Raw genomic sequence first — 24,604 nt, forward strand, 5'->3', positions numbered from 1 at the left:
TTTGACCGCTAATACCCATAGATGCAGAGAATCCGATACTCCAGATACCTGAAATCGATCATTGTTTTGCTTGACCTGCTGGTTATGGCATCTATTTTTATATTCTTTTTTTTAAGCAGGAACCAGGACTTGAAATACAATCCGGAAACCTGGTATCAGAATGCGTTTTCCCTGGCATTGCTGTTTCTGTTCTGGATGCTGTTGAGCGGCAGGACAAAAATTTACAATATCCCGAGAAACCTTACCTATACCCTTTTTCTGGAACGGCTCCTGGTACATTTCCTGATATTTATTTTCGGTCTTTTGCTGATCGGGAAAGTAAGTTATAATGTATTCTTTAATTCAGACATCTACTGGCTTTCATTTTATCTGTTCTTCTTTATTTTTTTAGCAAAATCGCTGATTTTTTTCGGAATCAAATATTTCCGGAGCCTGGGGATTAACCACAGGAATATCATGTTCCTGAATGAAAACAGTGCTACAGAAGTCCTGAAAAACATTTTAAAATCAAGAAAAGATTACGGATACAAAATCTTTGAATATAAAAACAATGAAATTAATGCTGCAGAATTGATAGAATTCTGGAAAACGAACGGCATCCATACGCTGTTTATTCCGATGGAAAATGCATACAGCGAACGTACGGAAAAACAGATTTTCAGATTAGCGGAAGCCAACAAAGTTCATATTTCGTTAATTCCCAGCATCACACAAAGTGATTTTTTCCTGTATGATATGGGATATATCCAGACCCAGCCTGTATTGAACCAGGCCAAGTATCCTCTGGATTATTATTCTAATTTTTTATTGAAAAGGATTTTTGATATTACATTTTCAGCCATTGTTCTGGCAGGAATCTGCTCCTGGCTGTTTCTCATAATTGCCGTTTTAATTAAAGCTACGTCAAAAGGCCCTGTATTTTTTATTCAGAAAAGATATGGCTTTCATGAAGATGTTTTTCACTGTATTAAATTCAGAACGATGGTGGTGAATAATGAATCTTCAACAAAAACCACTGAAGAAAATGATGTAAGGATTACCAGAATCGGTAAGTTCTTAAGAAAAACCAGCCTGGATGAAATGCCGCAGTTCATCAATGTCTTAAAAGGCGAAATGTCTATCGTCGGGCCCAGGCCGCATATGCTGGCCGTAGACAACTATTATAAACCAAAAATCGGGCGGTACAGCCTGCGGAGTATGGTGAGCCCGGGAATTACCGGCCTGGCCCAGGTAAACGGCCTTCGTGGCGATGCAGGGAATGTGGAAATTGAAATGAATAAAAGGATCCTGGCAGATGCTTTCTATGTGAGGAACTGGAGTTTTGTACTGGATCTGGTTATTATTCTTAAAACAGTACTGCTGATAATAACCGGAGATAAAAATGCGAAGTAAACCTGTAAATAAGGCTTTACTAAGGATTAATTTCAATTAATAACCGATGTTTGATTTTAAATACATTACATCGGATGCTTTTCGGCACTCTTGTTGTTCTGTCATTTAAATTAATAAAAAAAGTCTAATTTAGCAGAATGTTAAAAAAGTTTTTTACGGCAGTAGGAGAATATATTATCCTTATGGGTAAATCCATGCAGAAGCCTCAGAAAATGAGGGTCTTCTGGAAGCTGCTCATGAGAGAAATCAATGATTTGGGAGTCAACTCTTTTGGGCTGGTTATCTTTACATCCATATTCGTCGGGGCAGTAGTTGCAATTCAGATGTTTAATAACTTTGCTGCTTCTGATTTCCCGATACCAACCTCATTTGTAGGATATGCAACAAAGGCTGTTCTTGTACTGGAATTCGCACCTACGATTATCAGTCTGATTCTGGCAGGAAAAGTAGGCTCTTATATTGCATCCAGTATCGGGACCATGAGGGTTTCCGAGCAGATTGACGCACTGGACATTATGGGAGTAAACTCACCAAACTTCCTGATATTGCCTAAAATACTTGCCTGTATGATCTTTAATCCTTTACTGATTGCGATCAGTATCGTATTCGGCATCTGCGGAGGTTACATCGCCGGTATTTTAACAGGAAACTGGACGACCAATGACTATATCACCGGAATCCAGATGTATATGCCCAATCTTTTTATTTATTATGCATTTTCCAAAACCATTGTTTTTGCTTTTGTTATTGCTACCGTTCCTTCTTATTTCGGATATAATGTAAAAGGCGGTTCACTGGAAGTGGGCAGGGCAAGTACACAGGCTGTAGTCTGGACAATGGTATTTATTATCCTTTCTGAGTTGTTGTTAACCCAATTAATATTAAGCTGATGATTGAGGTAAAAGATCTTAAAAAAAGTTTTGATGAAGTTGAAGTGCTTAAAGGAATTTCAACCACCTTTGAAAAAGGTAAAGTAAACCTGATTATCGGGCAGAGCGGTTCGGGGAAAACGGTTTTTCTTAAAAGCCTGCTGAATGTATACCAGCCTTCATCCGGAGAGATCCTTTTCGACGGCAGGGACATTAATGTGATGAACCGTGAAGAAAAACAGCAGCTTCGTTCTGAAATAGGAACCCTTTTCCAGGGAAGTGCATTGTTTGACTCTTTAACGGTGGAAGAAAATATCATGTTTCCTCTGGATATGTTCACGAACCTTACCTTCAGGGAAAAGAAAAGAAGGGTTTTTGAAGTCATCGGAAGGGTGCATCTGGATAAAGCCAACCGCAAGTTCCCCTCTGAAATTTCGGGCGGGATGCAGAAACGTGTGGCCATTGCAAGAGCGATTGTGAACCACCCTAAATATTTGTTCTGTGATGAGCCCAATTCCGGGCTTGATCCTTATACATCCAATGTTATTGATGATCTCCTGCTTGAAATTACCAAAGAATATAATACAACCACTATTATCAATACACACGATATGAATTCCGTGATGACAATTGGTGAAAAAATTGTTTATCTGAGATTGGGCATTAAAGAATGGGAAGGCAATAAAGACATCCTGATTACCGCAGGCAATAAAAACCTGATTGATTTTGTGTATTCATCAGAATTATTTAAAGAACTGAGAGAATACCTGCTTGAAAATAACAAGACTATTGATAATACAATCACTAAATTAGAAGATAATGAAAAAGATTCTTAGTATCGCGTTAATCGGTGGTTCTATCTTTGCTTCCGCCCAGATTTCGCTGGCAGGAAAAGCGAACATCATATTCCCGACAGGTTCACCTACCTGGCAGAATATCAAAGGAACCGTGAATCAGGCCATTGAAGGAGAAGGCAAAAATAATGTAGGATTTAATGTAGGGCTTTCCTTAAAAGTAGGATTACCGACCTCATTTTTTCTGATGCCCGAACTGTATTACACCAACTTTAAAAATGAATTTACGGCAGCCAATACTACATTTGATATCAAAAGCAGCAGAATTGACGTACCCGTTCTCTTAGGATATAATATTCTGGGTAATACCTTAGGTGTCTTCGTAGGTCCGGTTGCCAGCTATAATCTGAGTAAGGAAGATACCTTTAATGATTTCAAAGAGAATGCAAGGGACAATTTTACTGTAGGATACCAGTTCGGTGCCCAGGTTGAAATCTCAAAATTGATTCTGAATGCAAAATATGAAGGTTCATTCAGTAAAGATTCCCGAAACTTTATCAGCAGGGTTTCAGGCGAAGAGATCAGGTATGACAACAGGCCCAATCTCTTTATGGTGGGTGTAGGCTATAAATTTTAATTTATAAAATACAATATAGAATAAATCCTCAGATCATCAGATTTGAGGATTTTGTCTTTGGTTATAATTTTGATTTTGTAATTCCTGCTCGCGTCTTGCCAGCTCAGCAGTCTGAATTTCAAGCTCTTCCTTTTCTTTCTGAAGCTGTGCAAATTCTTTTCTTCTCTGGTCTTCTTTGATCGCACTTCCTTTACTTACATAGCCTACCATGCCGCCGATAATCAAACCGATACCGATGCCGCCCAGAATTCCCATAATGTGAGGCATCCCGAGGTCATTAACTGTGAAGTTGTTTGCCGTTAAATAAAATAGCAGTATGGACAGTGCTAAAAGTACGAGCCCAATAATGGTTAAATTTTTCATATTGCTGTGTTTGTGTGATGTTAAATTAAAAAACCTTACCAAATTTAACACAATTTAATAAGGTTTCAATCAAGATTAGTTATTTATAATATTTATATTTTTCCTCCGGCAGCTTTATAATATTCCAGTGCTTTGGGAAGATCCTTATTGATATCTGAAATCCTTGTTTCTGGATTCGGGTGGGTAGATAAAAATTCAGGCTGTCTTGCTCCTTTTGAAGCACCTTCCATCCTGCTCCAGAACGGCACTGCTTCCCTCGGATCGTATCCTGCCATTCCCATCAGGTACAATCCCATTTTATCAGCTTCAGATTCCTGGCCTCTTCCATATTTCAATAAGGCAACCTGTGATCCGATAGGATATACTTTTTCAAAAACGCCTGCCCACTGTGCATTGGAAATGCTTCCGCCTAAAATAGCACCGCCATACTGTGCTACCATGGCTTGGGAAATCCTTTCATTTCCGTGTCCTGCCAAGGCATGCGAGACTTCATGCCCCATTACTACGGCAAGTCCGTTCTCATTTTTTGTAATAGGAAGAATTCCTGTATATACGGCTACTTTTCCCCCTGGCATACACCATGCATTAAGCTCGTTACTTTGTATAAGGTTAAATTCCCAACTGTAATTGGCAATATCTGCAGAACGCCCGATAGACTGGTAATACCTTTCTGCAGCAGATTTTATTCTTGATCCTACACTCGTTACCCTTTTTGCATCTGCCGTTCCCGTAATTACCTTGGATTTCCCCAGTGTTGATCTGTATTCCTGAGCAGACATGGTCATAATTTCAGAATTGTTTGCCAGTTGCAGAGAAGACCTTCCCGTGATTGGGTTTGTAGTACATGCTGAAACAGTAAGAGCAATTGCTCCTATCCCTAAAAGATGTGTAATTTTCATATTCGAGTGTTAATAGTTCAACCTTAACAATTTTTATTCCAAAATAATTTCACGGCTGTATATTTGCATGTAATTTGGTATTTAACCTCAAATAATCCGTATCATGAAAAAGTATATCCCAATTATATTTATATTCAGCTTCCTGATGATTTTTCAGAGCTGTTCATCCCAGAATAATGTTCCGTCTCAGGCAGTTAACATGATGGTAAATGCACAGGATTTTTCATTCCGTGCACAAAGGGCCAACCCTACCAATTACGATGTAATCAATGTGATGACTTCTTTGCCGAATGCTCCTGTAACAAGAATACTGGATCTGTCAGGAAGCAATTATTCCATCGATTTAAAAAATGACAAGCTTGATGTCGCACTGCCTTATTTCGGAAGGGTTTTTAATCCGAGTTACGGAAATACTTCCCAAAGCGGATACCGGTTTTCATCAAAGGATTTTACGGTGAACAAATCACAGAATAGAAAAGGCAACTGGATTGTAAAAATTAAAGTGAATGACCAGTCTACGGTAGATGAAATTACCATTGAGGTTTTTAAAAACGGAAAAGCCTTTACATCAGTAAGGAGCAATGACCGGCAGCCGATTTCTTATGACGGATACATTACCAAAAACGAAGAGCAGAAAGCCCAGCCTTAATCAAGTTTGTTTAAAAACTGTTCCACAAATAATTTTGCTTCTGTACTGGGGTTTGAAACCCTTGCAGAGGCATTTTTTTTGCGCAGGATGTAGGCTTCTTCCAAAGAATTGTCTTTCTTGACCATTGACAGTATATATTCCTGCACCCAGTATTCGAAACGTTTCTCTGCCTGCAGGGTCCTTACGGATTCAAAATGATTGTTTTTCTTTTTTAAACTGATAAACTCATCGATTTTTTCAAAAATATCTTCCAGCCCCTGATTATTTAGAGCGGAACCCAGTAAAACAGGTATTTTCCAGTCTTTTTCTTTCGGCGGAATAAAATCCAAAGCCCGTTTCAGTTCAAGCCGGGTGTTCTTTGCCTTCTGCAGGTTATCCGGATCTACTTTATTGATGAAAACAACATCCACCATTTCCATAATCCCACGTTTGATTCCCTGAAGCTCATCTCCCCCGCCGATAATTTTCAGGAACAGGAAGACATCGGTAATATCCGCAACCAGCACTTCAGACTGTCCTACGCCTACCGTTTCTATCAAAATATAATCATAACCCGCCGCTTCACAGATCATCATCGTCTCAAATGTGGTATTGGCAACGCCGCCTAAAAACCCGGAACTCGGCGAAGGGCGTATAAAGGCATTCTCTTCCCTGGCAAGCTCTTCCATCCGGGTTTTATCACCTAAAATACTGCCTTTATTAATTGAAGAACTGGGGTCTATTGCCAGAACAGCTACTTTCTTACCGGCTAACAGGGCCAGCCTTCCGAAATTTTCTATAAAAGTAGATTTACCTGCTCCAGGAACCCCTGTTATTCCTACCCGGACTGAATTGCCTGTAAAAGGCATAATCCGTTTCAACAAATCTTCAGCCTGTTGCCGGTGTTCGGTTTTCTTACTTTCCACCAAAGTAATAGCTTTCCCGATCAGGCGCTTGTTTCCTGACCGTATTCCTTCTATAAGTTCTTCTGTAGAAAATTTCATTGATTCAAAAATAAGGATTAAACGGTAAATGATCAATAGTGAATTTGATATTGAAGCTGTTTTTAAATTTACGCTTAGAATTTTCAGGAAATTACAAAGCCTTTCTTTTCAGAGGATGGGAACTTGAGTACAATATCCGGGAGAATTTTCATGTGAAAGGATTTAACATTCACTTTATCCGCTAATTTGTATCCCGTCTAAATTATTCTCCATTCCATTAACGGGAAAAGGAAATTCTTACATTTGCTTCATTCATTCAAACAAATAAGTAAACATGAAAAAAATTATTGCTGCGGCATCATTTACGGCTATTGTACTGGCATCCTGTACTCCGAAAGCGACAACCGCAACAGCACCGGTGGCTGCAACGTCTACAGCAGAACAGATGGCCCAGGGGAAAATCATCTTTGAAAATTCCTGTGGCAGATGCCATAAACTGCCGGATCCAACCGCCCATACTCCGGTACAGTGGGTAGGAATCATGAATTCAATGGCTCCGAAAGCGAAATTAACTGATGAACAGCACCAATGGGTTTATGATTATGTGGTTTCTGTAAAAAAATAATTCCCTGAACATTTCAAATTTGCTTCAAAAGACTATTAAGTACAATCCGGTATTAAATGGTTTACGATTGCCTTATTTTTCTCCTTTTAATAAAAAAAATAAGCATATAAAGCATACGATAAAAGGAGACTTATTGGATCTCCTTTTTCTTTTTAGTTTTGTTTTTCGGCCTTTTAGACTGTATGAATTTCTTCCGTTCTTTTACCAGTTCCAGGCTGCATGAGGTAAAACAATGTTTTTCCGCTTCTTTTAGAAACTTCAGGGCATTTGCCAGGCTTCCTCTCTTTTCAGAAAGCAGAGACCGGTGCATCAAAATTATTGATCTGTCAATTCCTTTGATTTTTAAAGAATAGCTGATGAGCTTTTCTGCTTCATTCAGATCTTCATTGTCCAGAAGGCATTTGATATAATACTGCGGGACATTAAGATTGGTCATGTCACACTGTATCGCTTCTTCAAAATAAAGCTTTGCCTTGTTATAATCCGTGAGCATTTTACTGTAGATCCTTCCCATCAGGCACAGGCTGTCTACATCTTCAGGATCGTAGGACAGCGCATAGTTCAATGCTTCCAGGCAATCGGCAGGCTGTAAGGGTAATTATCTAAAGCTTCGAAATAATATTTGCTTTTAGTTAAGGTCATTTCTGTAATTTTTTAATTCATTTTTTAAACTGTTTCTTTCTTTCCTGAAAGATTTTTCCTGATAAGACTTTTTGAAATCTGTTCCGGAAAATGTGCGGACCGGATTTCCCCGCTGCACCTGCAGATGGTTGTTCCAGGTTTCCTGCATCCTCTTCTGAAGCTGAATGATATTGTGCTCTAAGACTTTTTCTTTTAATCTTATGACAGACAGTTTCCTGTTCTCCAGCTGTGAGCGTGAATCCTGTACGAAAACACTCTGGCCAGTCGGCAAATGAGTGGCACGAACGGCCGTATTGACTTTATTCACGTTTTGTCCACCGCTTCCCTGGCTCCGGGCAGTCTGAAACTGAATATCTTTTTCATTGAAATTAATTTTGTCCAAACCTTCCAGTTCAAAAATACCGATGAACCAGTTGCTTCTTTTGTGCAGTTTCCGGAATGTACTTTTCCCGGTCCAGCAAATGCTTCCTAACCATGTTTTTAAAAATTCATTTAAATCTTTTGCTTTCAAAAGGATGGTTACGGATTTCAATGTCAGGTTTTCATCGCCGTTTTTGCGGTGTATGATTTCGTAATCTATTGTATTATCTTTTGCTTCTTCAAGGAATGCCTTCAGCACTTTGGCAACCACCCATTGGCATTCCAAAGGCCCTCTTCCTGCAGTGAGCTGTATTAATTTTTCCACTTTTGTAAAATTTTTAAGATCGCGTCTCTGTTTTTAGCTTCTTTAATAAATGTTGGCAGCTTTTCTACCATTCGCATTCTGTAAGGCAGTCTTGTCCTTAAATCTGATGAAACATAATTTTCCATTTCTAAAAGATGTTCCCTGTTCTTTGCCCAGAATAATTTGCTCTTAAAATCTTTCTGGAAATAATAAGGACAGCCAAAAATCCGGTCATGTATTAATCCTTCCTGTTTTGCAAGAGAATTTAAATATTTTTCAGTTTTCGGCTGAGTATGAAAAGAGGCATCACATCCATTACATTTTATCAGAACACTTTTTGAGGTTATTTTCAGATTACCCTGTTCATAGCGGATAGGATGCGCACACATCGGACAGTTAAGATTTACAAATACTTTGTAAACCATCAGATCCTGTCCCTTTTTCTTCAGATTACAATGCCTGCATTCCAGGGATGCCTGTTTGCAGCTATGCTCATTTTTCACGACAGCATCTTCTCCGCAATCCGGACAGACAACAAGTATACTATCGTGGTAATTGAAATATTTCTGCTGATATATTTTTTTCATTTTATTAATCAATTTTCGATTGTTGACGGTCTAATTGCCGGCTAAAGCCCATCAGCCGGCAATTACAGCCTACCAATCATTTTACTTATCCATCCTCACAATCCTGGGCTGAAAAGTCCCGAGGATGTCTACCAGTCCGCTTTGGGCATTCATGACTTCGTTGATGTCTTTGTATGCCATCGGTGCTTCTTCTGTATTTCCGCCCATTAAAGTGACATTTTTAAGTTTTAATTCTTTTCTGATGTCATTCTGAGTAAACAGGTTCCGGCATTCTCCTCTTGAAAAAGCCCTGCCGGCTCCATGTGAAGCAGAATTCAAAGACTCAGGGTTTCCTTTACCGCGGACGATGAAGCCTTTTGCCGTCATTGATCCGGGAATCATTCCCAGTTCATTTTCATTAGCCGGAGTGGCACCTTTTCTGTGAACGATCACTTCTTTTCCGTTGTGGAGTTCTTTCCATGCAAAGTTATGGTGGTTTTCAATCCTGGCTTTTACCCGTCCGCCTACTGCTTTCACCAATCTTCGGTGAATATCGTCATGGCAGGCTGAAGCATAATCTCCCGCCAGGTTCATCGCCGTCCAGTATTCCAATCCCAGATGCGTATCCAGATTCAGCCAGGCAAAGTTCTGCGCTTCTTTCGGCAAGGGGCACTGTTCCGTGGCTACTCTTGAATAATACTGGGCGATTTCCGCTCCCAGACCGCGCGAGCCGCTATGGGAAAGGATGCCGAGATACTTCCCTTTCGGGAGCCCGATCTGCACATCTTCTTCCGTAATCTGAACTTCCCCGAATTCCACGAAATGGTTTCCGCCGCCGGAACTTCCCATTTGTTTGATGGCTTTTCCTTTTAATCTCTTTAAAACCGGAATCATGTCGAACGTATCCCTGTGGAATAATTCATGATCGACATGGGATTTATGGGTTTCATACATCCCGAACTTGGTATGTTCGGCCAGTGCTTTTTCATATTTGTCTTTCGCCCCGTCCAGATATGAAGCCGGCGTATCCAGAATACTCAGGCTCATCCTGCAGCCGATATCCATCCCGACCCCGTAAGGAATTACGGCATTTTCTACTGCGAGAACGCCGCCGATCGGCAGGCCGTAGCCGCTGTGGGCATCGGGCATCAGTGCGCCCTGCACCGCAATCGGTAGTTTCAGGCCGGTGTACAGCTGGTTTTTGGCTTCGTCTGAAATCTGCGTCCCGAAAATATGGAAGGCCGTCCGGTTGGCATTCAGCATCCTTTTTTCTGTTTTATTTGATGAAAGCAGGGCTTCCGCGATCTGTCCGAAGGTTAAATCTTTTTCATAGTTCTCCGGATTAATCAGGATTTCCTTCAGAAGCGACTTCACATGATGAATATTTTTTGTGGCAAAATTCCTTTTCATTACCTCCAAAGCGATATTGACGCTCTGATTATTCGGATACCCCAGTTTTAATATATCTTTTCCTTTTAATTTTAAATTTCCCATTGTTTTATTTTTTAGATGTAATATGTAAGGCACCAGATTTCAGATTTCTAAAATCAGACATACACCAATCATTATCAACTAAAATTTTAGTTGAATTTTCTTTAAACCTCATAGGCTTTAAAAACCTGTGAGGTTTAGGCTGAGCTTTATCATTAGCCCCGATGGAAACGGCATCCTTTTTTTGTATAGGCCTGAAAAACGTCGGCAAAAAAGATACAGTGGACAGCGGGATTACGCTCCTGATTAAAAAATGATTTCGGGGAAACTTCTCTGAGTTTGAAATATTGCACAATAAAAAACCCGAAATCTTATGACTCCGGGTTCTGATATTTAATTATACTGTTATTCTAAGAATGTACCCAACCACGAAGCCTTACCACCATAAGTGGCAAACCGAAAGGAGAATGATGATCTAATCTGAACATTGCTTCGCTGTTTTTAAAAGGGTTAAACTTTATTTTCTGATGCAAATATATAAAATTTTATTAAATCCAGGCTTTATTTCCAATTTTTGTTATTTATATATAAATAGGCTCCGTTCAATACAAAACGTTATATTTGTTTCATATACTCAATAATTATGAAAAACACTTTAATAAAATCATTATTCTACGTATTTGCATTTGCAGTCCTGTTTTCCTGCAATTCCAATAAGAATAATGAAATTCTGGCGTATACCACAGACACCACATTGGGACTATCAAGGGTTAATTTAAACACCATTTCAGAGAAAATTCCCGTTGATAAGATTTTAAAGGAGAAGAAAAACCTGAAATCTGATGAAAAATTCTTTTTACAGCTGGTAAGCAAACCGAAGGAATCCGGAATTGATACGGATAAGCCGCTTTATTTTATTGTTGACCAGGGTAAATCTGCGTATGATCCTGATGCAAAAGCCTTTTTGTGGATCAGTGACAAAGCAAAATTCCAGAAAAGCATGTCTGATCTTACAAAAAGTAAAGTCAGTATTGATAAAAAAGACTATATCTACATTGACGGAAAACTGGCAGGCAGCATAAAAGGCGATATGGCCATTATCTCCAGCGAAAAGTCTTATAACCCATATGCGGGATATGATCCTTATACCGGTTATAACCCGATGAACAGACCTTCAGAAAATCCCCTGAAACTCAATGAAAAATATTTTACAGATTTCTGGGCAAGAAAAGGAACTTCAAGCACGGTTATCAAGGATCAGGTAAACCAGTCTTTAGCGGATAACAAAGACATCAGCGGCTGGGTAAATCTTTCTGCTGTAGCAAGCTACCTTTCCAAAGGATATATCGAAACCCTTGCCGTAAATAAACTGATCAAAGATTCGGGGATCGGCTTTGATTTCAACTTTGATAAAGGAAAAGCCGAAATGGATACCAAAACATTCTTTAATAATGATATGAAGAAAGTTGTGGAAAAGTATTATGATAAAAACACGGTTAACTACGATCTGGTAAAGAATGTTGAACTTGATCATGCTAAATCTTTTACCATAGGATTCTTCAGCCTGGATTTTATGAAATACCTGATAAAGGAAGCCGGTTTTGAAGCTACTGTAAATCATTATCTGGCATCAACCAACAAAACCCTGGAAGATATTACCTCAACTTTTACAGGAGATTATGCTTTTGTTGACTTTAAAACCAAACCTATTGACAGTACAGATTATCCCTACAGGTCTAATAATGCACTGGTATTAGGTTTTAATCCGGATAAGAAAGATCAGCTTACTTCATTGTTACAGGGACCTCTTGGGGCGAGCAAAAAATATATGATCGGCAAGAATGAAGTGATTTTTTCTGATGACAACACGGTAATCTATCAGTTTCAGAACAAAAAGGCAGGTAAAAACTCAAAGCTTGATAAAAAATCCGGGGTTACCGCCTATTCATGGTCTGACGGAAATGACTATAACCAGAAACAGAATGCTGCCGTAAAAGTAACCAATATGGTTAATGAATCTAAAGAAGACGATGGAGACCTGGTTTCTAAAACAGTCTTTACTCTGGATAAAAAGGATGAAAATGCATTGTATTATTTAATCATGAATGGATAATATTATTTTAGAACGTATTTCGCCAAAGTATTTCACGCCCAGAAATATCGGACAATCTGAAATCTGGAACCGAAATGCTGTTTTTCAGAAAGGAAAGAAATTTCTGGTTGTTGCGCCTTCCGGAAGCGGTAAATCTACACTGGCCACCGCTATGCTGGGAACTCATTTTCAGTATGAAGGAAATATAAAGTATGATCAGCAGCCGGTTAAAAACCTTCATCTTGAACAAATTGTGGAACACAGAAAAGACGGAATAAGCCTGCTGTTCCAGGATGTGAGGCTGATTAAGAACCTTACGGTTTCGGAAAATATCTTACTGCGCGTTTTTAACCAGGACCGGAAAAAATTCATCCCCAAAATGAAAGCATATGCAGAAATATTGGGAATCGAAAACCTGCTCGATAAAAAAGCGGAAAACTGCTCCTATGGGGAACGGCAAAGAAGCGCTATTATAAGAAGTCTGATCAATCCGACGGATTTTCTGGTCTATGACGAATGTTTCAGCCACCTGGACTTAGATAATAAAAAAATTGCCTTTTCCCTGATCCATGAGGTATCTCAGGAGAGCGGAAGTTCGGTTATATTTTTTGAATTGAATGAGTTCCCTTTTGAACATGAATATCAAATTCTTCATTTGTAAAGCGTATGAAGAAAATTTTTAACTCAGTGATCCTGTATGCAGGACTGTTTATAGCCTTTATCCTCGTGCTGTCCTGTCTTCAGCTTTATGAAAATGCCAACCGGCTTTTCGGAAATAAAAGCAGCGACAGCAACTACTGGCTGACTTTCAGCAAGAAAATTACGCCTGATAATATCGGACGGAGAGAACTGCTCGGATTCAATGAAAAAGATATTGCCGGGCTTAAGCAGTGGCAGGAAGTAAAAAGCGTACATCCGTTTTCAGCAAACGAATTCAAAGCTTCGGCAAACGGCGGTGACTTCATCCCTTTTTATACCGATTTGTATTTTGAAGGCGTGGATCTGAAAGCGATTGATGTTCCGCTGACCGAAGAAGGATTCCAGGTAAAAGGTGACGAGATCCCGATCATTATTTCAAGGGAATACCTGAACCTGTACAATTACGGATTTGCCTTAAACCAGGGCCTGCCGCAGATTTCTGAAGATTTCGCCAAGAAAATTGAAGTGAATATCAATATTGTGGTCAATAAGCAGAATAAGACGTACCGCGGAAAGATGGTGGGATTATCAGACAGGATCCATTCCTTACTGATTCCGAAAAAGTTCCTTGATTCCCTGAATCTGGCAGAAAAGCCTCAGCTGGCCCATCAGCCTAAGATTTTCAACAGGGTTCTGGTACAGGTAAAAGATTCGGGCGATGAAAGCCTGGTTTCAAAGATGAAAGAACATAATTATGAATCCAATCAGGAAAGCCTGCGGTCTGCCAAGATAAAATCAAAGCTTTTCCTTGTGCTCAACCTTATTTCTTTACTGGGGATTTTTATTTTCGCTTTGTGTCTTTATATTATTGTAAGCTTTATTAAAATCCAGTTTCTGGAAAAACAGGAAGAGGTATCTATTAAAAACAGCCTGGGATATTCACCGAAAAAAATGGTAAGCGATATCAGCAGACAGTTCTGTATCAGCTTAATGATTGTTCTGGCAATCAGTTTAGCAGTAATTGCAGGAGGGCAATACTTTTTAGCACAATCCAGTATTTCCAACGGGCTGTTATCCATGTATATCAACCCTTTGTTATGGACGGTAATCATTATTATCCCGGTATTGGTTTATTTCTTTGTGAAAGAACTGATCTATCGCTGGCTGATCAGATCATGGAAAGTATAACAAAAAGACCGTCAATCTGACGGTCTTTGTTTTTCTATATCTTTTATTTAAAATTAATCGTTGGATCCGAGGCTGTCCATTTCATCTTTCATGCCCCGTCCGGTATCAGCCTGTTCCCTGTCTGAACCCAGGAAATAAACATTATGCCTTGCTTTGGCAATGATCCCGTTGTACACGTCTTCAGACATGCCTTCAGGTGCCGTATCCTGGTGATTGTGATTGTATGTTTCGGAGTCTTTGCGCTGGACCTGGATTGCCCCTCTTTCGTTAAGTACGGCTTTTGCCCGCTGGGCTTTCTCCAGATCATCGGTATAAACAACAATATTCGTTTTTCCCGTGCTTTCGTTTCTGTAAGCATCAAGTGCTTCTACGTCATTGGCAAAGACAAAATCCCAGAATCCTCTGTCTTTTTCATTATCCTGATGGTTTTCTGCGGATAATTCATTTACCGGCCTGGATGGTGAAACAACGATATCTGATTCCTGGAAACCATAATTTCTCAGGTCATTTTTAATTCCTTCCGTATCTGCTGTTGAAGGAAATATTGAAACTACTGTATATGCCATAATGAAAATTTTCATTAATCTATACAAAAGGCATGCAACTTATCCTTGGATGAAGTTAAATTAATCTAAAAATCTTTTGAGGATATCGACGGCACATTTCGGGAGATTGGTTCCGGGACCAAAAATAAAATCGGCTCCGTTGGCATATAAAAATTCATAATCCTGCTGGGGTATAACTCCGCCGACCACAATGGTAATATCATCTGCCCCGAGTTTTTTTAATTCTTCCACCACCTGGGGAACCAAAGTTTTATGGCCTGCTGCCAGCGAAGAAACCCCCAGGATATGAATGTCATTCTCTACGGCCTGTTTAGCGACTTCTTCGGGCGTCTGGAACAGCGGGGCGACATCTACGTCAAATCCCATATCCGCAAAAGCTGTGGCTACTACTTTTGCTCCTCTGTCATGGCCGTCCTGCCCCATTTTGGCAACCATCAGCCTCGGGCGGCGGCCTTCTTCCTCCTCGAATTTTCCCGTAAGCTCAAGTGCTTTTCCAAAATATTCATTTTTGCCTGCATTCATTGCGTATACTCCTGAAATGGTTCTGATGTTGGCTTTATACCTGCCGAAACTTTCTTCCATCGCATCGCTCATTTCACCCAGTGTTACCCTTCTTCGTGCTGCTTCAATACACAAGGCAAGAAGATTTCCCTCTCCGGATTTTGCAGAGTCCCGGATTTCGTTCAGAATCTGCTCAACAGCATCGGCATTTCTTTCAGCTTTGATGGTATTTAACCTTTCAATCTGCTTTCTGCGGACTTCCGTATTGTCGATATCCAGAATTTCGATCCGGCCCTGTTTCAGAACTGACCTGAATGAATTGACTCCGATGATGAATTCTTCACCGCTGTCAATTTTTGCCTGTTTCCTTGCTGCAGCCTCTTCTATTCTCATCTTCGGGATTCCGGCTTCGATGGCTTTGGTCATTCCGCCTTCCTGTTCTACCTCATCAATGTATTTCATCGCTTCTTCAATCATCTGCTGGGTCAGGCTTTCCACCAGATTGCTTCCGCCCATCGGATCAACCACATCGCAGATCCCGCTTTCCTGCTGGAGGATAATCTGAGTATTTCTTGCAATTTTTGCTGAATAATCTGTCGGAAGTGCAATGGCCTCATCCAAAGCATTGGTATGAAGGGACTGTGTACCACCCAAGGCCGAAGACAATGCTTCAATGGCTGTCCGGGTAATGTTATTGAATGGTTCCTGCTCTGTCAAAGACCAGCCGGAGGTTTGGGAATGGGTCCTTAAAGCCAGGGATTTTGGGTTCTGTGGATTAAACTGCTTCAAAAGGGTTGCCCAGATATATCTTGCCGCCCTCATTTTGGCAATTTCCATAAAATGATTCATCCCGATGGCCCAGAAAAAGGAAAGCCTCGGAGCAAAATCATCCACGTTCATTCCGGCTTTTATTCCGGTTCTTACATATTCCAATCCGTCTGCCAGGGTATAGGCCATTTCCAGTACGGGTGTGGCACCGGCTTCCTGCATATGATACCCTGAAATGGAAATGGAATTGAATTTCGGGATGTTTTTAGAGGTGTATTCAAAAATATCGGCGATGATCTTCATTGATGGTGCCGGCGGATAAATATAGGTATTCCTCACCATGAATTCCTTGAGGATGTCATTCTGGATGGTCCCTGAAAGCAGTTCCCGGGATACGCCCTGCTCTTCTGCCGCTACGATATAGAATGATAAAACGGGCAGTACAGCTCCGTTCATTGTCATGGAAACTGAAATCTGGTCCAGCGGAATTTCATTGAACAGGATTTTCATGTCTTCAACAGAATCAATGGCAACACCTGCCTTCCCGACATCTCCGACCACCCTTGCATGATCGGAATCATAACCTCTGTGGGTTGCCAGATCGAACGCTACGGATAGCCCTTTCTGCCCCGCTGCCAGATTTCTCCTGTAGAATGCATTGGATTCTTCCGCTGTTGAAAATCCCGCATACTGACGGACCGTCCACGGCTTCTGGACATACATCGTGGAATACGGACCTCTTAGATAAGGCGCTATTCCTGGAGCAGTCTGTGTTAGGGATTCATCTTTAATATCTTCTTTTTTATATGAAGATTTCAGCTGCAACCCGTCTTTTTCAAACTGATAAATTTCCGATGTTTTTCCGGTTATGTTAAATTGAGGAACTTTATTCTGAACTTCCGTTCTCATACTGGCAGATTTATTAGATGGCTAAAATTACACATTTTTAGAATACTAATTTTACGTTAATTTTTTTCAAAAAAAAGGCGGAACTGCACGCATGCAATTCCGCCAATACAAATTCTGATGATTGAGCTCAACACGAATATTAAGATCAGTGACTATCTGTTATTTTCCCAATTTCTTAATCCCCATTTCAAACAGTGCAAAAGAAATAAGATCTGCATTCTCGCTGATGACCTGATCGGTTGCCCTTCCTGCTCCGTGGCCGGCATTTTTTTCAATTCTCAATAAAACCGGGTTGCTGCAGGCCTGTTTTTCCTGCAGTTCAGCCCCGAACTTGAAAGAGTGTGCCGGAACCACCCTGTCATCATGATCGCTTGTGATAATCATGGTTGACGGATAACAGGTTCCGGGTTTTACATTATGAACCGGAGAATAGGATTTCAGATATTCAAACATTTCCTTATTGTCTTCCGCTGTTCCGTAATCGTAGGACCAGCCGGCTCCGGCCGTGAATTTATTGTACCTCAGCATATCGAGAACGCCTACGCCCGGAAAGGCAACTTTCGCCAGATCAGGACGCATGGTCATGGTGGCACCTACCAGTAATCCGCCATTCGACCTTCCGGAAAGCGCCATGTATTCTTTTGAAGTGTAGCCTTTATTCTGCAGGTATTCTCCGGCCGCAATGAAGTCATTGAACACGTTTTTTTTATCCATTTTAGTTCCTGCATCATGCCATTTTTTACCGTATTCACCGCCGCCGCGGATATTGGGAACCGCATAGATCCCTCCGTTTTCCATCCAGATGGCATTAACCACCGAGAAAGCGGGCTGCAGGCTGATATTAAAGCCTCCGTAAGAATATAAGATGGTTGGGTTTTTACCGTCAAGTTTTGTCCCTTTTTTATAATTGATCATCATCGGGATCTTCGTTCCGTCTTTTGAAGTATAGAACACCTGCTCCGAAATATAATCTTCAGGATTAAACTTTACCTTAGGCTTCTGGTATACTTCTGATTTCCCTGTATCTGCATTGAATTTATAGGTGGTTCCGGGCGTAATATAGTTGCTGAAAGAATAATACATCTCTTTTTCTTTTTCCTTACCGCCGAAACCTGAAATATTTCCTTTTCCGGGAAGGGAAATCTCTCTTATCAGCTTTCCTGTTTTATCGTACTGCTTCACCTGATCGATGGCATCAACCATATAAGTTGCAAAGAAATAACCGCCGCCGCCGGAGACAGCCAGCACATTTTCAGTCTCAGGAATGATATCTTTCCAGGTTTCCGGAGACGGGTTGCTGATCGTTGTTTTTACCAGACGCATATTCGGAGCATCTTTATCGGTAAAAATAAACAGGTCATCACCTTCGGTATCAACAATGCTTACGTTGATATCAAAGCCTTTATTGATCTGAATAAAATCACCTCCGTTTTTTAAATCCTTAATATACAGCTCATTTCCGTTGGTTGCATTGGCTGCGGAAATAATTAAATACCGCTGGTCTTCAGAAACGCCCGCGCCAAGGTACCTTCTCGGGGTCTTGTCCCCTCCGAAGATCAGTTTATCTTCAGATTGTTTTGTGCCTAATTTATGGAAATATACTTTGTGCTTATCTGTCATTCCGGACAGTACGGTGCCTTCTTTCGGCTTATCATAGCTTGAATAGTAGAATCCTTCATCTCCCTGCCAGGAAATCCCGCTGAACTTTACATCTGACAACGTTTCGTCGATCTGCTTTTTAGAAACGGCATCGATGATGATGATCTTATTCCAGTCGCTTCCGCCTTCTGAAATAGAATAGGCTGCCAGATTTCCTTTTTTGTTAAAGGACAGCTGGGCAAGCGAGGTGGTTCCTTTTTCTGAAAACTTATTGGGATCCAGAAAAACCTCCGTAGCTTTTGTTTTATTATTTGTCCTGTAAAGAACCGATTGTGCCTGCAGCCCGTCATTTTTATAATAATAGGTATACTCCCCTTCTTTGAAGGGTGCCGAAATTTTCTCGTAATTCCAGATGTCCCTCAGCTGATTTTTAATCTGATCCCTGAAAGGAATTTTGGCAAGATAATTCTGGCTGTATGCCACTTCTTCGTCCACCCATTTCCTGGTGGCTTCCGAATCATTTTCCAAATCCCGGAAAGGGTCTGCCACGGCTGTTCCGAAGTAGGTATCTGTTTGGGTACCTTTTAATGCTTTTGGATAGGTCATTTTCTGAGAATATAATGTTGCCGAAAATAAGACTCCGGCAGTTAGTAAAATCGGTCTGAATTTCATAATACACTGTTTTCCCAAAAATAAGAAATCTAAATCAAATATGGATTACTTACAGATATCCGTAAAATGAATTGCCATTTCTCTGTTCGGCAATGTAATGATATAATAAAAAAGCAGCCTTAAAAAGACTGCTTATCCGGTTGGTTGGTTAATTAAGATTCCTGAAATAGAATTCAGTGGCTTTCCAGAGCAGCTCCTGCGGGCCGCCGTTCCAGTAATAGGTATCGGAACCGTTTTTTATCTGATACAGATTAAATTTCTGTTCTGCCGTAACTGTTTTATCTGCTTTTTTAAGCTGGCCGGCTGCATCAATAAGGTATTTTTTCATTTCCCCACTGCCAATTTTCTTAATATCACCCATGTTCAGGGCGGCAATATTTGACGGGACTTTAAAGCTTATTTCATAAGTTACTTCGGTTATTTCCTGGTCTTTCAGTTGCAGGTTGTTAACCGACTTTACTGATTTAACCTTATAGGTTGCATTTTTGAAGTTACCCATTAAAACAGCGAAGTAATCATGTGCTTCAGTTTTACACTTCGAATTTACGTCTGCCGGCAGATTGGAAAGAAATACCTGCGTAAGATTATCCACTTTCTGGTTGTAAGCATCTTCCAGATTCATCCTGTGGGTATTGTCTTTTCCTAAAAAGTTGATCACATAGCTATTAAGTTCTTTTAAAGAATCATCATCAAAGTTTACAAAAGAATTAAAATATAGATTGAATACATTTTCGGGTAACATAATATTCTGTGATTTAAAATTTTGCGTACAGAAGATAAGCATTACCAGAATGGTACTTTTAAGGTTTTTCATAGGACTGTTTTAAGCGGTACAAATACTTATGATTTTTCACAAGATGCATAAATATATATTTATTCTCAAAATACATACCATATTTTAATAAATTTATTGAAAACTTAAAAACAAAAAGCCTTTATAAATATAAATAATTGAATTAAAATGTTATATCACAAATATTTGATACCATATTTAATTTATTAATACTTTACCGTTGATACCCAAACAAAAACCTCCGGAATTATCCGGAGGTTTGAGATTATCTGTACTGAAGGTTTAGAAGTTTTCTTCTTCTCCTTTCATTTTCTCTGCATTTTCTGCCATGATCACGGCATCAATCATTTCAGAAATGTCGCCGTTCATGTAGGCATCCAAGTTATACATGGATTTGTTAATCCTGTGATCCGTTACTCTTCCCTGAGGATAATTATATGTTTTAATTTTTGCGGAACGGTCCCCTGTGGAAACCATTGACTTACGCTGTGCCGCAATATCGCCGACAGATTTCTGAACTTCAATGTCATATAACTTGGTACGGAGCATTTCCATCGCCAATTCACGGTTGGCCAGCTGAGAACGTGCCTGCTGGCAAATCACCACCATTCCGGAAGGCTTGTGCGTCAGCTGTACCTTGGTTTCGACCTTATTTACGTTTTGTCCGCCCGCGCCCCCTGAACGCGACGTCTGCATTTCGATATCTGCAGGATTTAATTCGAAATCAATTTCTTCGGCTTCAGGTAAAACGGCAACAGTAATTGCGGATGTGTGAACCCTGCCCTGGGATTCGGTTTCCGGGACGCGCTGCACCCGGTGGACTCCGGATTCGAATTTCATAATTCCGTATACGCCTTCTCCTTCCACTTTTAAGATAAGTTCTTTGTATCCTTTTGCCGCTTCGTTAGAATCCGTAATTTCATGCTTCCATCCTTTGGTCTTGAAGAACATGGAATATGCCCTGTACACATCTTCTACAAAGATGGCCGCTTCATCGCCGCCGGTCCCGGCACGGAGTTCTACAATGACGTTTTTATCATCGGCAGGATCTTTCGGAATTAAAAGCACTTTCAGTTCTTCCTCAAGGCCGGGAAGCTTTGCCTGAGCCTCCATTTTTTCCTCTTTGGCCATATCCACAAGATCCCTGTCTGAACCGTCTGCTATGATTTCTTCAGATTCTGCGATATTGTCCAAAGCATTTTTATATTGATCGTAAACGCGTACAATTTTTCCTAAATCGCTGTATTCTTTATTTAATGAAGAATATTTTTTCTGATCAGAAATAACATCAGGCTGGATAATAAGGTCTGCCACCTCATTATATCTCTGTTTTATTGCTTCTAATTTTGGAATTAATGATTTAGACATAGTAAAAATTTAGTTTGCAAAGATACGGATTGCTTATTAACAAAAAAAGCTCATTTTCATGAGCTTTATAAATTTGATCTGATCTTCAGCTTAATGCTGAACTATTTTAAAATAAAATTACTGAACAATCATTTTCTGGATGGCTGTTCCGGTATCGGATTTTAGGTAAACCAGATAAGTGCCTGCCGGATAGCTGACCTTAAGATCATAAGTTCCGTCTTCATTTTTCAGTTTAAATGCATCCAGCTTTTTACCGCTCATTTCATAAATCGTAATCTCCCCGTTTTTGGCTTTGTGATAGATTAGTTTTGCAGAACCATTTTTCACCGGGTTGTCTGCTACCTGAAGCAACAGCCTGCCGGACGTATTTTCCTCAGCAGCTGATAATGATCCTACATAATTTCCGAAAATCCGGAATTCTCCCGGCTGGAGTGTAACCGGAGCTGCAGTTGAAACCACATTTAAAACGGAATTATCCATTAAGTTCTGCCACGGGCCTGTATAAGGGAAATAAGGAACCACATTCTGTACTGACGTGGAATAATTGGCCAGGACCACAATATTTTTAACTCCGGCAGTTAACAGATTATCATAGACATAGATTCTTGTGATCAGACCATCCGGGTCATTAGACAGATTATTGGATTCTATAGTATAGGTTTTTGATCTGAAAACGGGATACGTATTCCTGATGTTGATGATTTTTGCCCAAGTATCATATACTGATTTCCTGTTGGCATCAGTATCATATCCTAAAGTAAAGGCAACCGGTTTTTCATCTGTCCGGCATCCGTTATTAATGGTGCCGTCTGCACAGCGGTTGATACTGAATTCATAGCCTAATTCACCAAACTGCCAGATCATTTTCGGGCCGGGAACGGTAAAGAAGGTTGCCCCGAAAGTCTTCATTCTTGCCAAAGCTGTATTTAGGTTCTTAACATCATAGCTTCCGTTTACCGCACCATAGGCAAGATTTTTAAACATCAGCCTTTCTTCATCATGGCTCTCACCGTATCCTACACCATACATATTCGTAAAACCGTGAAGCACGTGGTTCATCCTGTCAAAATTGCTGTTTTCCTCATAGCCCATCGTATTCTGGTTGTACGGTCCGTTCTGGTTGTTCCAGAGCATTACCCCTTTTCCTTCTGCAACTCTGTAATTGGCCCATTGCTGCTCTTCCTGATCGGTGCCCAGGTGTTCAAAAATCATGTAAGAATTAGGATCAATTGCCCATTGCTTATCTGCATAATTTTTTAAGATATCTACCCGGTCCTGCTGATAGGCATTGGTACAGGTTTCGTCGGTTTCGGAACAGTTCTGGGTAAATCCTTTGGTTAAATCCCAACGGAATCCGTCAATTTTATATTCTGTCAGCCATTGCTGAAGGCACCTTTCCACATAATACTGCGTAGAAGGGCTTGTGTGGTTAAAATCATTAAATACATTATAAGAATGCTTGGGAACGGTATTAAAGTAAGGGTTGTTCGCTGCTACGTTTCCGTAACCGTCGCCATCAGGGTCTACATTCCAGAGCCTTACCAATGGCGAGCGCCCCGTTGCATGGTTAAAGGCAACATCTAAAATCACGGCAATTCCGTTCTGGTGGCACAGATCCACGAATTCCTTAAACTTTTCCGGAGTACCGTAAGCTTTGTCCAGTGCATAATGGAAAGAGGTATTGTAGCCCCACGAAAGGTTGCCTTCAAATTCCATGACCGGCATCAGCTCGATGGCATTGATATTCAATCCTTTCAAATACGCGATTTTACTGATTAATGACTGCCAGTTTTTCTCCTGCGTGAAATCTCTCAGCAATAACTCATAGACTACCAGGTTTTCTTTTGCCGGACGCTGGAAGTTATTCACCTGCCAGCTGTATGGTGCCTGACCTGTTTTAAACATGGAAACTTCAAAACCCTGCCCTGCAGGAAAAGGCGGCAGATTAGGATATGTTGCTGATGAGATGTACTGATCATCATAAGACGATAGGATCTGCGGAGAATAAGGGTCTGCCACTTTCTTAAGATCATTGGTCCTGTACTGGAAAGTGTACAGCTGCTGCGGTGTTAATCCGCTCAGCTCAATCCAGTACAGATCAGGGTTTGCAGTATCTCTTTTCATCAGGTAAGTATCATTTACACTCCAGTTGCTGAAGCTCCCGATAACATGAACGAAATTTTTAGCCGGCGCATACAGGGCCAGGCCCACTTTTGTATTGTCTGACGGATAATAATTGATCCCCTGCCTGATCCAGCTGGGTACAGCCTGAGAAACTACAGTCCTCGGGACCTGCAGAATAAATGCAGAAGTCTTGGACGCTGAACCTTGTGTAGCAACCAGCTCCATATCGGCATCTCCCGTAACAGTATAGCTGTAGTCATATGAGGCAGCAGGAACTGTGGTGGAATGCACAACGGTTCCGTTGGCTTTTAACTGGAATGTCGCATTGACATTGGTGGTGGCTGTAATGTTGATAGAATTTCCTGCCGGGACTGATGTGAGGCTGCCAGCTACCGGATTGGTAAGATTCAGATCCAGAACTCCGACATTCACAAAAATATCAGGTGAAGTCTGATGGCTTCCTGTCTTATCTTTCAGCAGGAAACCGAATCTTCCGATTCCGGTTCTGGCATAGAAAACAGTGGGCGTAAAGGTTAAAGAATAGGTATCCGTTGCAGCATTATAATTTAGCCTGTTGGCTTCATTTGAACTGTTCCAGCTGCCGTTAGTAGGACAATCCTGGCTGTTCTGGTAGTTGACATCAAGCGACCATGACCAGATATACACTGCATTGTTTGAAACTCCCCATGCCGCTTCATCAATCTGGCTTCCCGGCACCGCCAACGTTATGGCATCTGTTTCATTAAACGGGTTAGGTGTTATGGTATAGCCTATTTGTCCGAATATCAAGGTAATGACAAATAAAAATATACCGGAATAGAATTTTTTCATAAATCTGATTTAATTAATTGAATACTAAAATAATCCATTTCCGACAATTTTTCTCCCTTTTTATGAAAAAGATCTCTTTTGATCGGTGATGTCTCTTTTA

Annotated in this window: 22 protein-coding genes; 9 read left to right on the forward strand and 13 right to left on the reverse strand. The window is 40.5% G+C overall.

The window, feature by feature from the left end:
- Positions 1–21: 21 nt before the first annotated feature.
- The 4 genes from SD427_RS17730 (at position 22) to SD427_RS17745 (ending at position 3,692) form a co-directional block, all read left to right on the forward strand.
- The gene (locus SD427_RS17730; protein WP_320559107.1) at positions 22–1,392 is read left to right on the forward strand and encodes an exopolysaccharide biosynthesis polyprenyl glycosylphosphotransferase; all 1,371 of its coding nucleotides are present in this window, start codon (positions 22–24) and stop codon (positions 1,390–1,392) included.
- Between the two features lie 137 nt (positions 1,393–1,529).
- Positions 1,530–2,282 carry an ABC transporter permease gene (locus SD427_RS17735; RefSeq protein WP_320559108.1) on the forward strand — a complete coding sequence of 251 codons (753 nt, stop codon included), beginning with the start codon at positions 1,530–1,532 and terminating at the stop codon, positions 2,280–2,282.
- Positions 2,282–3,097, forward strand: a complete 816-nt coding sequence (locus SD427_RS17740; RefSeq protein ID WP_320559109.1) for an ABC transporter ATP-binding protein — start codon at positions 2,282–2,284, stop codon at positions 3,095–3,097. The genes SD427_RS17735 and SD427_RS17740 overlap by 1 nt, the downstream gene beginning before the upstream one ends.
- Positions 3,081–3,692, forward strand: coding sequence for an outer membrane beta-barrel protein (locus SD427_RS17745; protein ID WP_320559110.1), 612 nt, complete (start codon positions 3,081–3,083; stop codon positions 3,690–3,692). Before SD427_RS17740 ends, SD427_RS17745 begins: the two co-directional genes overlap by 17 nt.
- Before the next feature lie 36 nt (positions 3,693–3,728).
- Here SD427_RS17745 and SD427_RS17750 read toward each other — a convergent pair whose 3' ends face one another.
- Both SD427_RS17750 and SD427_RS17755 read right to left on the reverse strand, forming a co-directional pair.
- Positions 3,729–4,055 (reverse strand): hypothetical protein, encoded by a 327-nt coding sequence (locus tag SD427_RS17750; protein ID WP_320559111.1) that lies wholly within the window; start codon positions 4,053–4,055, stop codon positions 3,729–3,731.
- A gap of 92 nt (positions 4,056–4,147) precedes the next feature.
- A complete protein-coding gene (locus SD427_RS17755) occupies positions 4,148–4,954 on the reverse strand; it encodes a M48 family metallopeptidase (protein WP_320559112.1) in 807 nt (268 codons plus the stop codon).
- Positions 4,955–5,057: 103 nt separating this feature from the next.
- Between SD427_RS17755 and SD427_RS17760 the strand changes: the two genes are divergently transcribed.
- Positions 5,058–5,603, forward strand: coding sequence for a DUF4251 domain-containing protein (locus SD427_RS17760; protein ID WP_320559113.1), 546 nt, complete (start codon positions 5,058–5,060; stop codon positions 5,601–5,603).
- On the opposite strand, the gene meaB is transcribed toward SD427_RS17760, so the two are convergent.
- Positions 5,600–6,586, reverse strand: a complete 987-nt coding sequence (meaB, locus tag SD427_RS17765) for a methylmalonyl Co-A mutase-associated GTPase MeaB (RefSeq protein ID WP_320559114.1) — start codon at positions 6,584–6,586, stop codon at positions 5,600–5,602. The two genes, SD427_RS17760 and meaB, sit on opposite strands and share 4 nt — an antisense overlap.
- 274 nt (positions 6,587–6,860) lie before the next feature.
- Between meaB and SD427_RS17770 the strand changes: the two genes are divergently transcribed.
- On the forward strand, positions 6,861–7,151 hold the full coding sequence (locus tag SD427_RS17770; protein ID WP_320559115.1) for a cytochrome c: 291 nt from the start codon (positions 6,861–6,863) through the stop codon (positions 7,149–7,151).
- A gap of 130 nt (positions 7,152–7,281) precedes the next feature.
- On the opposite strand, the gene SD427_RS17775 is transcribed toward SD427_RS17770, so the two are convergent.
- From SD427_RS17775 to SD427_RS17790, 4 genes are all read right to left on the reverse strand, one after another.
- Positions 7,282–7,716, reverse strand: a complete 435-nt coding sequence (locus SD427_RS17775) for a hypothetical protein (protein WP_320559116.1) — start codon at positions 7,714–7,716, stop codon at positions 7,282–7,284.
- A 63-nt stretch (positions 7,717–7,779) separates the two neighbouring features.
- Positions 7,780–8,478, reverse strand: a complete 699-nt coding sequence (prfH, locus tag SD427_RS17780) for a peptide chain release factor H (protein ID WP_320559117.1) — start codon at positions 8,476–8,478, stop codon at positions 7,780–7,782.
- On the reverse strand, positions 8,466–9,044 hold the full coding sequence (locus SD427_RS17785) for a hypothetical protein (RefSeq protein WP_320559118.1): 579 nt from the start codon (positions 9,042–9,044) through the stop codon (positions 8,466–8,468). The genes prfH and SD427_RS17785 overlap by 13 nt, the downstream gene beginning before the upstream one ends.
- An 81-nt stretch (positions 9,045–9,125) precedes the next feature.
- Positions 9,126–10,517, reverse strand: a complete 1,392-nt coding sequence (locus SD427_RS17790) for an RtcB family protein (protein WP_320559119.1) — start codon at positions 10,515–10,517, stop codon at positions 9,126–9,128.
- A gap of 580 nt (positions 10,518–11,097) precedes the next feature.
- Between SD427_RS17790 and SD427_RS17795 the strand changes: the two genes are divergently transcribed.
- The 3 genes from SD427_RS17795 to SD427_RS17805 are packed head-to-tail and all read left to right on the forward strand — an operon-like array spanning position 11,098 to position 14,373.
- The gene (locus SD427_RS17795) at positions 11,098–12,567 is read left to right on the forward strand and encodes a DUF4836 family protein (protein ID WP_320559120.1); all 1,470 of its coding nucleotides are present in this window, start codon (positions 11,098–11,100) and stop codon (positions 12,565–12,567) included.
- On the forward strand, positions 12,560–13,207 hold the full coding sequence (locus tag SD427_RS17800; protein WP_320559121.1) for an ATP-binding cassette domain-containing protein: 648 nt from the start codon (positions 12,560–12,562) through the stop codon (positions 13,205–13,207). The genes SD427_RS17795 and SD427_RS17800 overlap by 8 nt, the downstream gene beginning before the upstream one ends.
- Positions 13,208–13,212: 5 nt before the next feature.
- Entirely contained in the window at positions 13,213–14,373 is a 1,161-nt protein-coding gene (locus SD427_RS17805) for an FtsX-like permease family protein (protein ID WP_320559122.1), read from the forward strand.
- A gap of 53 nt (positions 14,374–14,426) precedes the next feature.
- Here SD427_RS17805 and SD427_RS17810 read toward each other — a convergent pair whose 3' ends face one another.
- The 6 genes from SD427_RS17810 to SD427_RS17835 form a co-directional block, all read right to left on the reverse strand.
- A complete protein-coding gene (locus SD427_RS17810) occupies positions 14,427–14,939 on the reverse strand; it encodes a hypothetical protein (RefSeq protein ID WP_320559123.1) in 513 nt (170 codons plus the stop codon).
- A 60-nt stretch (positions 14,940–14,999) separates the two neighbouring features.
- Positions 15,000–17,117 carry a methylmalonyl-CoA mutase gene (gene scpA / locus SD427_RS17815; RefSeq protein WP_320559124.1) on the reverse strand — a complete coding sequence of 706 codons (2,118 nt, stop codon included), beginning with the start codon at positions 17,115–17,117 and terminating at the stop codon, positions 15,000–15,002.
- A gap of 159 nt (positions 17,118–17,276) precedes the next feature.
- Entirely contained in the window at positions 17,277–19,388 is a 2,112-nt protein-coding gene (locus SD427_RS17820; protein WP_320559125.1) for a prolyl oligopeptidase family serine peptidase, read from the reverse strand.
- Positions 19,389–19,536: 148 nt separating this feature from the next.
- Positions 19,537–20,202: a hypothetical protein gene (locus SD427_RS17825; protein WP_320559126.1), complete on the reverse strand. Its 666-nt coding sequence runs from the start codon at positions 20,200–20,202 to the stop codon at positions 19,537–19,539.
- 261 nt (positions 20,203–20,463) lie between these two features.
- Positions 20,464–21,549 (reverse strand): peptide chain release factor 1, encoded by a 1,086-nt coding sequence (gene prfA, locus SD427_RS17830; RefSeq protein ID WP_320559127.1) that lies wholly within the window; start codon positions 21,547–21,549, stop codon positions 20,464–20,466.
- A gap of 117 nt (positions 21,550–21,666) precedes the next feature.
- Positions 21,667–24,504, reverse strand: coding sequence for an alpha-amylase family glycosyl hydrolase (locus SD427_RS17835; protein ID WP_320559128.1), 2,838 nt, complete (start codon positions 24,502–24,504; stop codon positions 21,667–21,669).
- Positions 24,505–24,604: the final 100 nt, after the last annotated feature.

It is taken from the genome of Chryseobacterium sp. JJR-5R (genome assembly GCF_034047335.1).
Lineage (GTDB): Bacteria > Bacteroidota > Bacteroidia > Flavobacteriales > Weeksellaceae > Chryseobacterium.

What these genes read in the sequence shown, in the direction of transcription:
- SD427_RS17730 (WP_320559107.1), top strand. Translation starts at nt 22, where the DNA reads ATGCAGAGAATCCGATACTCCAGATACCTGAAATCGATCATTGTTTTG.
- SD427_RS17735 (WP_320559108.1), top strand. Translation starts at nt 1,530, where the DNA reads ATGTTAAAAAAGTTTTTTACGGCAGTAGGAGAATATATTATCCTTATG.
- SD427_RS17740 (WP_320559109.1), top strand. Translation starts at nt 2,282, where the DNA reads ATGATTGAGGTAAAAGATCTTAAAAAAAGTTTTGATGAAGTTGAAGTG.
- SD427_RS17745 (WP_320559110.1), top strand. Translation starts at nt 3,081, where the DNA reads ATGAAAAAGATTCTTAGTATCGCGTTAATCGGTGGTTCTATCTTTGCT.
- SD427_RS17750 (WP_320559111.1), bottom strand. Translation starts at nt 4,055, where the DNA reads ATGAAAAATTTAACCATTATTGGGCTCGTACTTTTAGCACTGTCCATA.
- SD427_RS17755 (WP_320559112.1), bottom strand. Translation starts at nt 4,954, where the DNA reads ATGAAAATTACACATCTTTTAGGGATAGGAGCAATTGCTCTTACTGTT.
- SD427_RS17760 (WP_320559113.1), top strand. Translation starts at nt 5,058, where the DNA reads ATGAAAAAGTATATCCCAATTATATTTATATTCAGCTTCCTGATGATT.
- meaB (WP_320559114.1), bottom strand. Translation starts at nt 6,586, where the DNA reads ATGAAATTTTCTACAGAAGAACTTATAGAAGGAATACGGTCAGGAAAC.
- SD427_RS17770 (WP_320559115.1), top strand. Translation starts at nt 6,861, where the DNA reads ATGAAAAAAATTATTGCTGCGGCATCATTTACGGCTATTGTACTGGCA.
- SD427_RS17785 (WP_320559118.1), bottom strand. Translation starts at nt 9,044, where the DNA reads ATGAAAAAAATATATCAGCAGAAATATTTCAATTACCACGATAGTATA.
- SD427_RS17790 (WP_320559119.1), bottom strand. Translation starts at nt 10,517, where the DNA reads ATGGGAAATTTAAAATTAAAAGGAAAAGATATATTAAAACTGGGGTAT.
- SD427_RS17795 (WP_320559120.1), top strand. Translation starts at nt 11,098, where the DNA reads ATGAAAAACACTTTAATAAAATCATTATTCTACGTATTTGCATTTGCA.
- SD427_RS17800 (WP_320559121.1), top strand. Translation starts at nt 12,560, where the DNA reads ATGGATAATATTATTTTAGAACGTATTTCGCCAAAGTATTTCACGCCC.
- SD427_RS17805 (WP_320559122.1), top strand. Translation starts at nt 13,213, where the DNA reads ATGAAGAAAATTTTTAACTCAGTGATCCTGTATGCAGGACTGTTTATA.
- SD427_RS17810 (WP_320559123.1), bottom strand. Translation starts at nt 14,939, where the DNA reads ATGGCATATACAGTAGTTTCAATATTTCCTTCAACAGCAGATACGGAA.
- scpA (WP_320559124.1), bottom strand. Translation starts at nt 17,117, where the DNA reads ATGAGAACGGAAGTTCAGAATAAAGTTCCTCAATTTAACATAACCGGA.
- SD427_RS17820 (WP_320559125.1), bottom strand. Translation starts at nt 19,388, where the DNA reads ATGAAATTCAGACCGATTTTACTAACTGCCGGAGTCTTATTTTCGGCA.
- SD427_RS17825 (WP_320559126.1), bottom strand. Translation starts at nt 20,202, where the DNA reads ATGAAAAACCTTAAAAGTACCATTCTGGTAATGCTTATCTTCTGTACG.
- prfA (WP_320559127.1), bottom strand. Translation starts at nt 21,549, where the DNA reads ATGTCTAAATCATTAATTCCAAAATTAGAAGCAATAAAACAGAGATAT.
- SD427_RS17835 (WP_320559128.1), bottom strand. Translation starts at nt 24,504, where the DNA reads ATGAAAAAATTCTATTCCGGTATATTTTTATTTGTCATTACCTTGATA.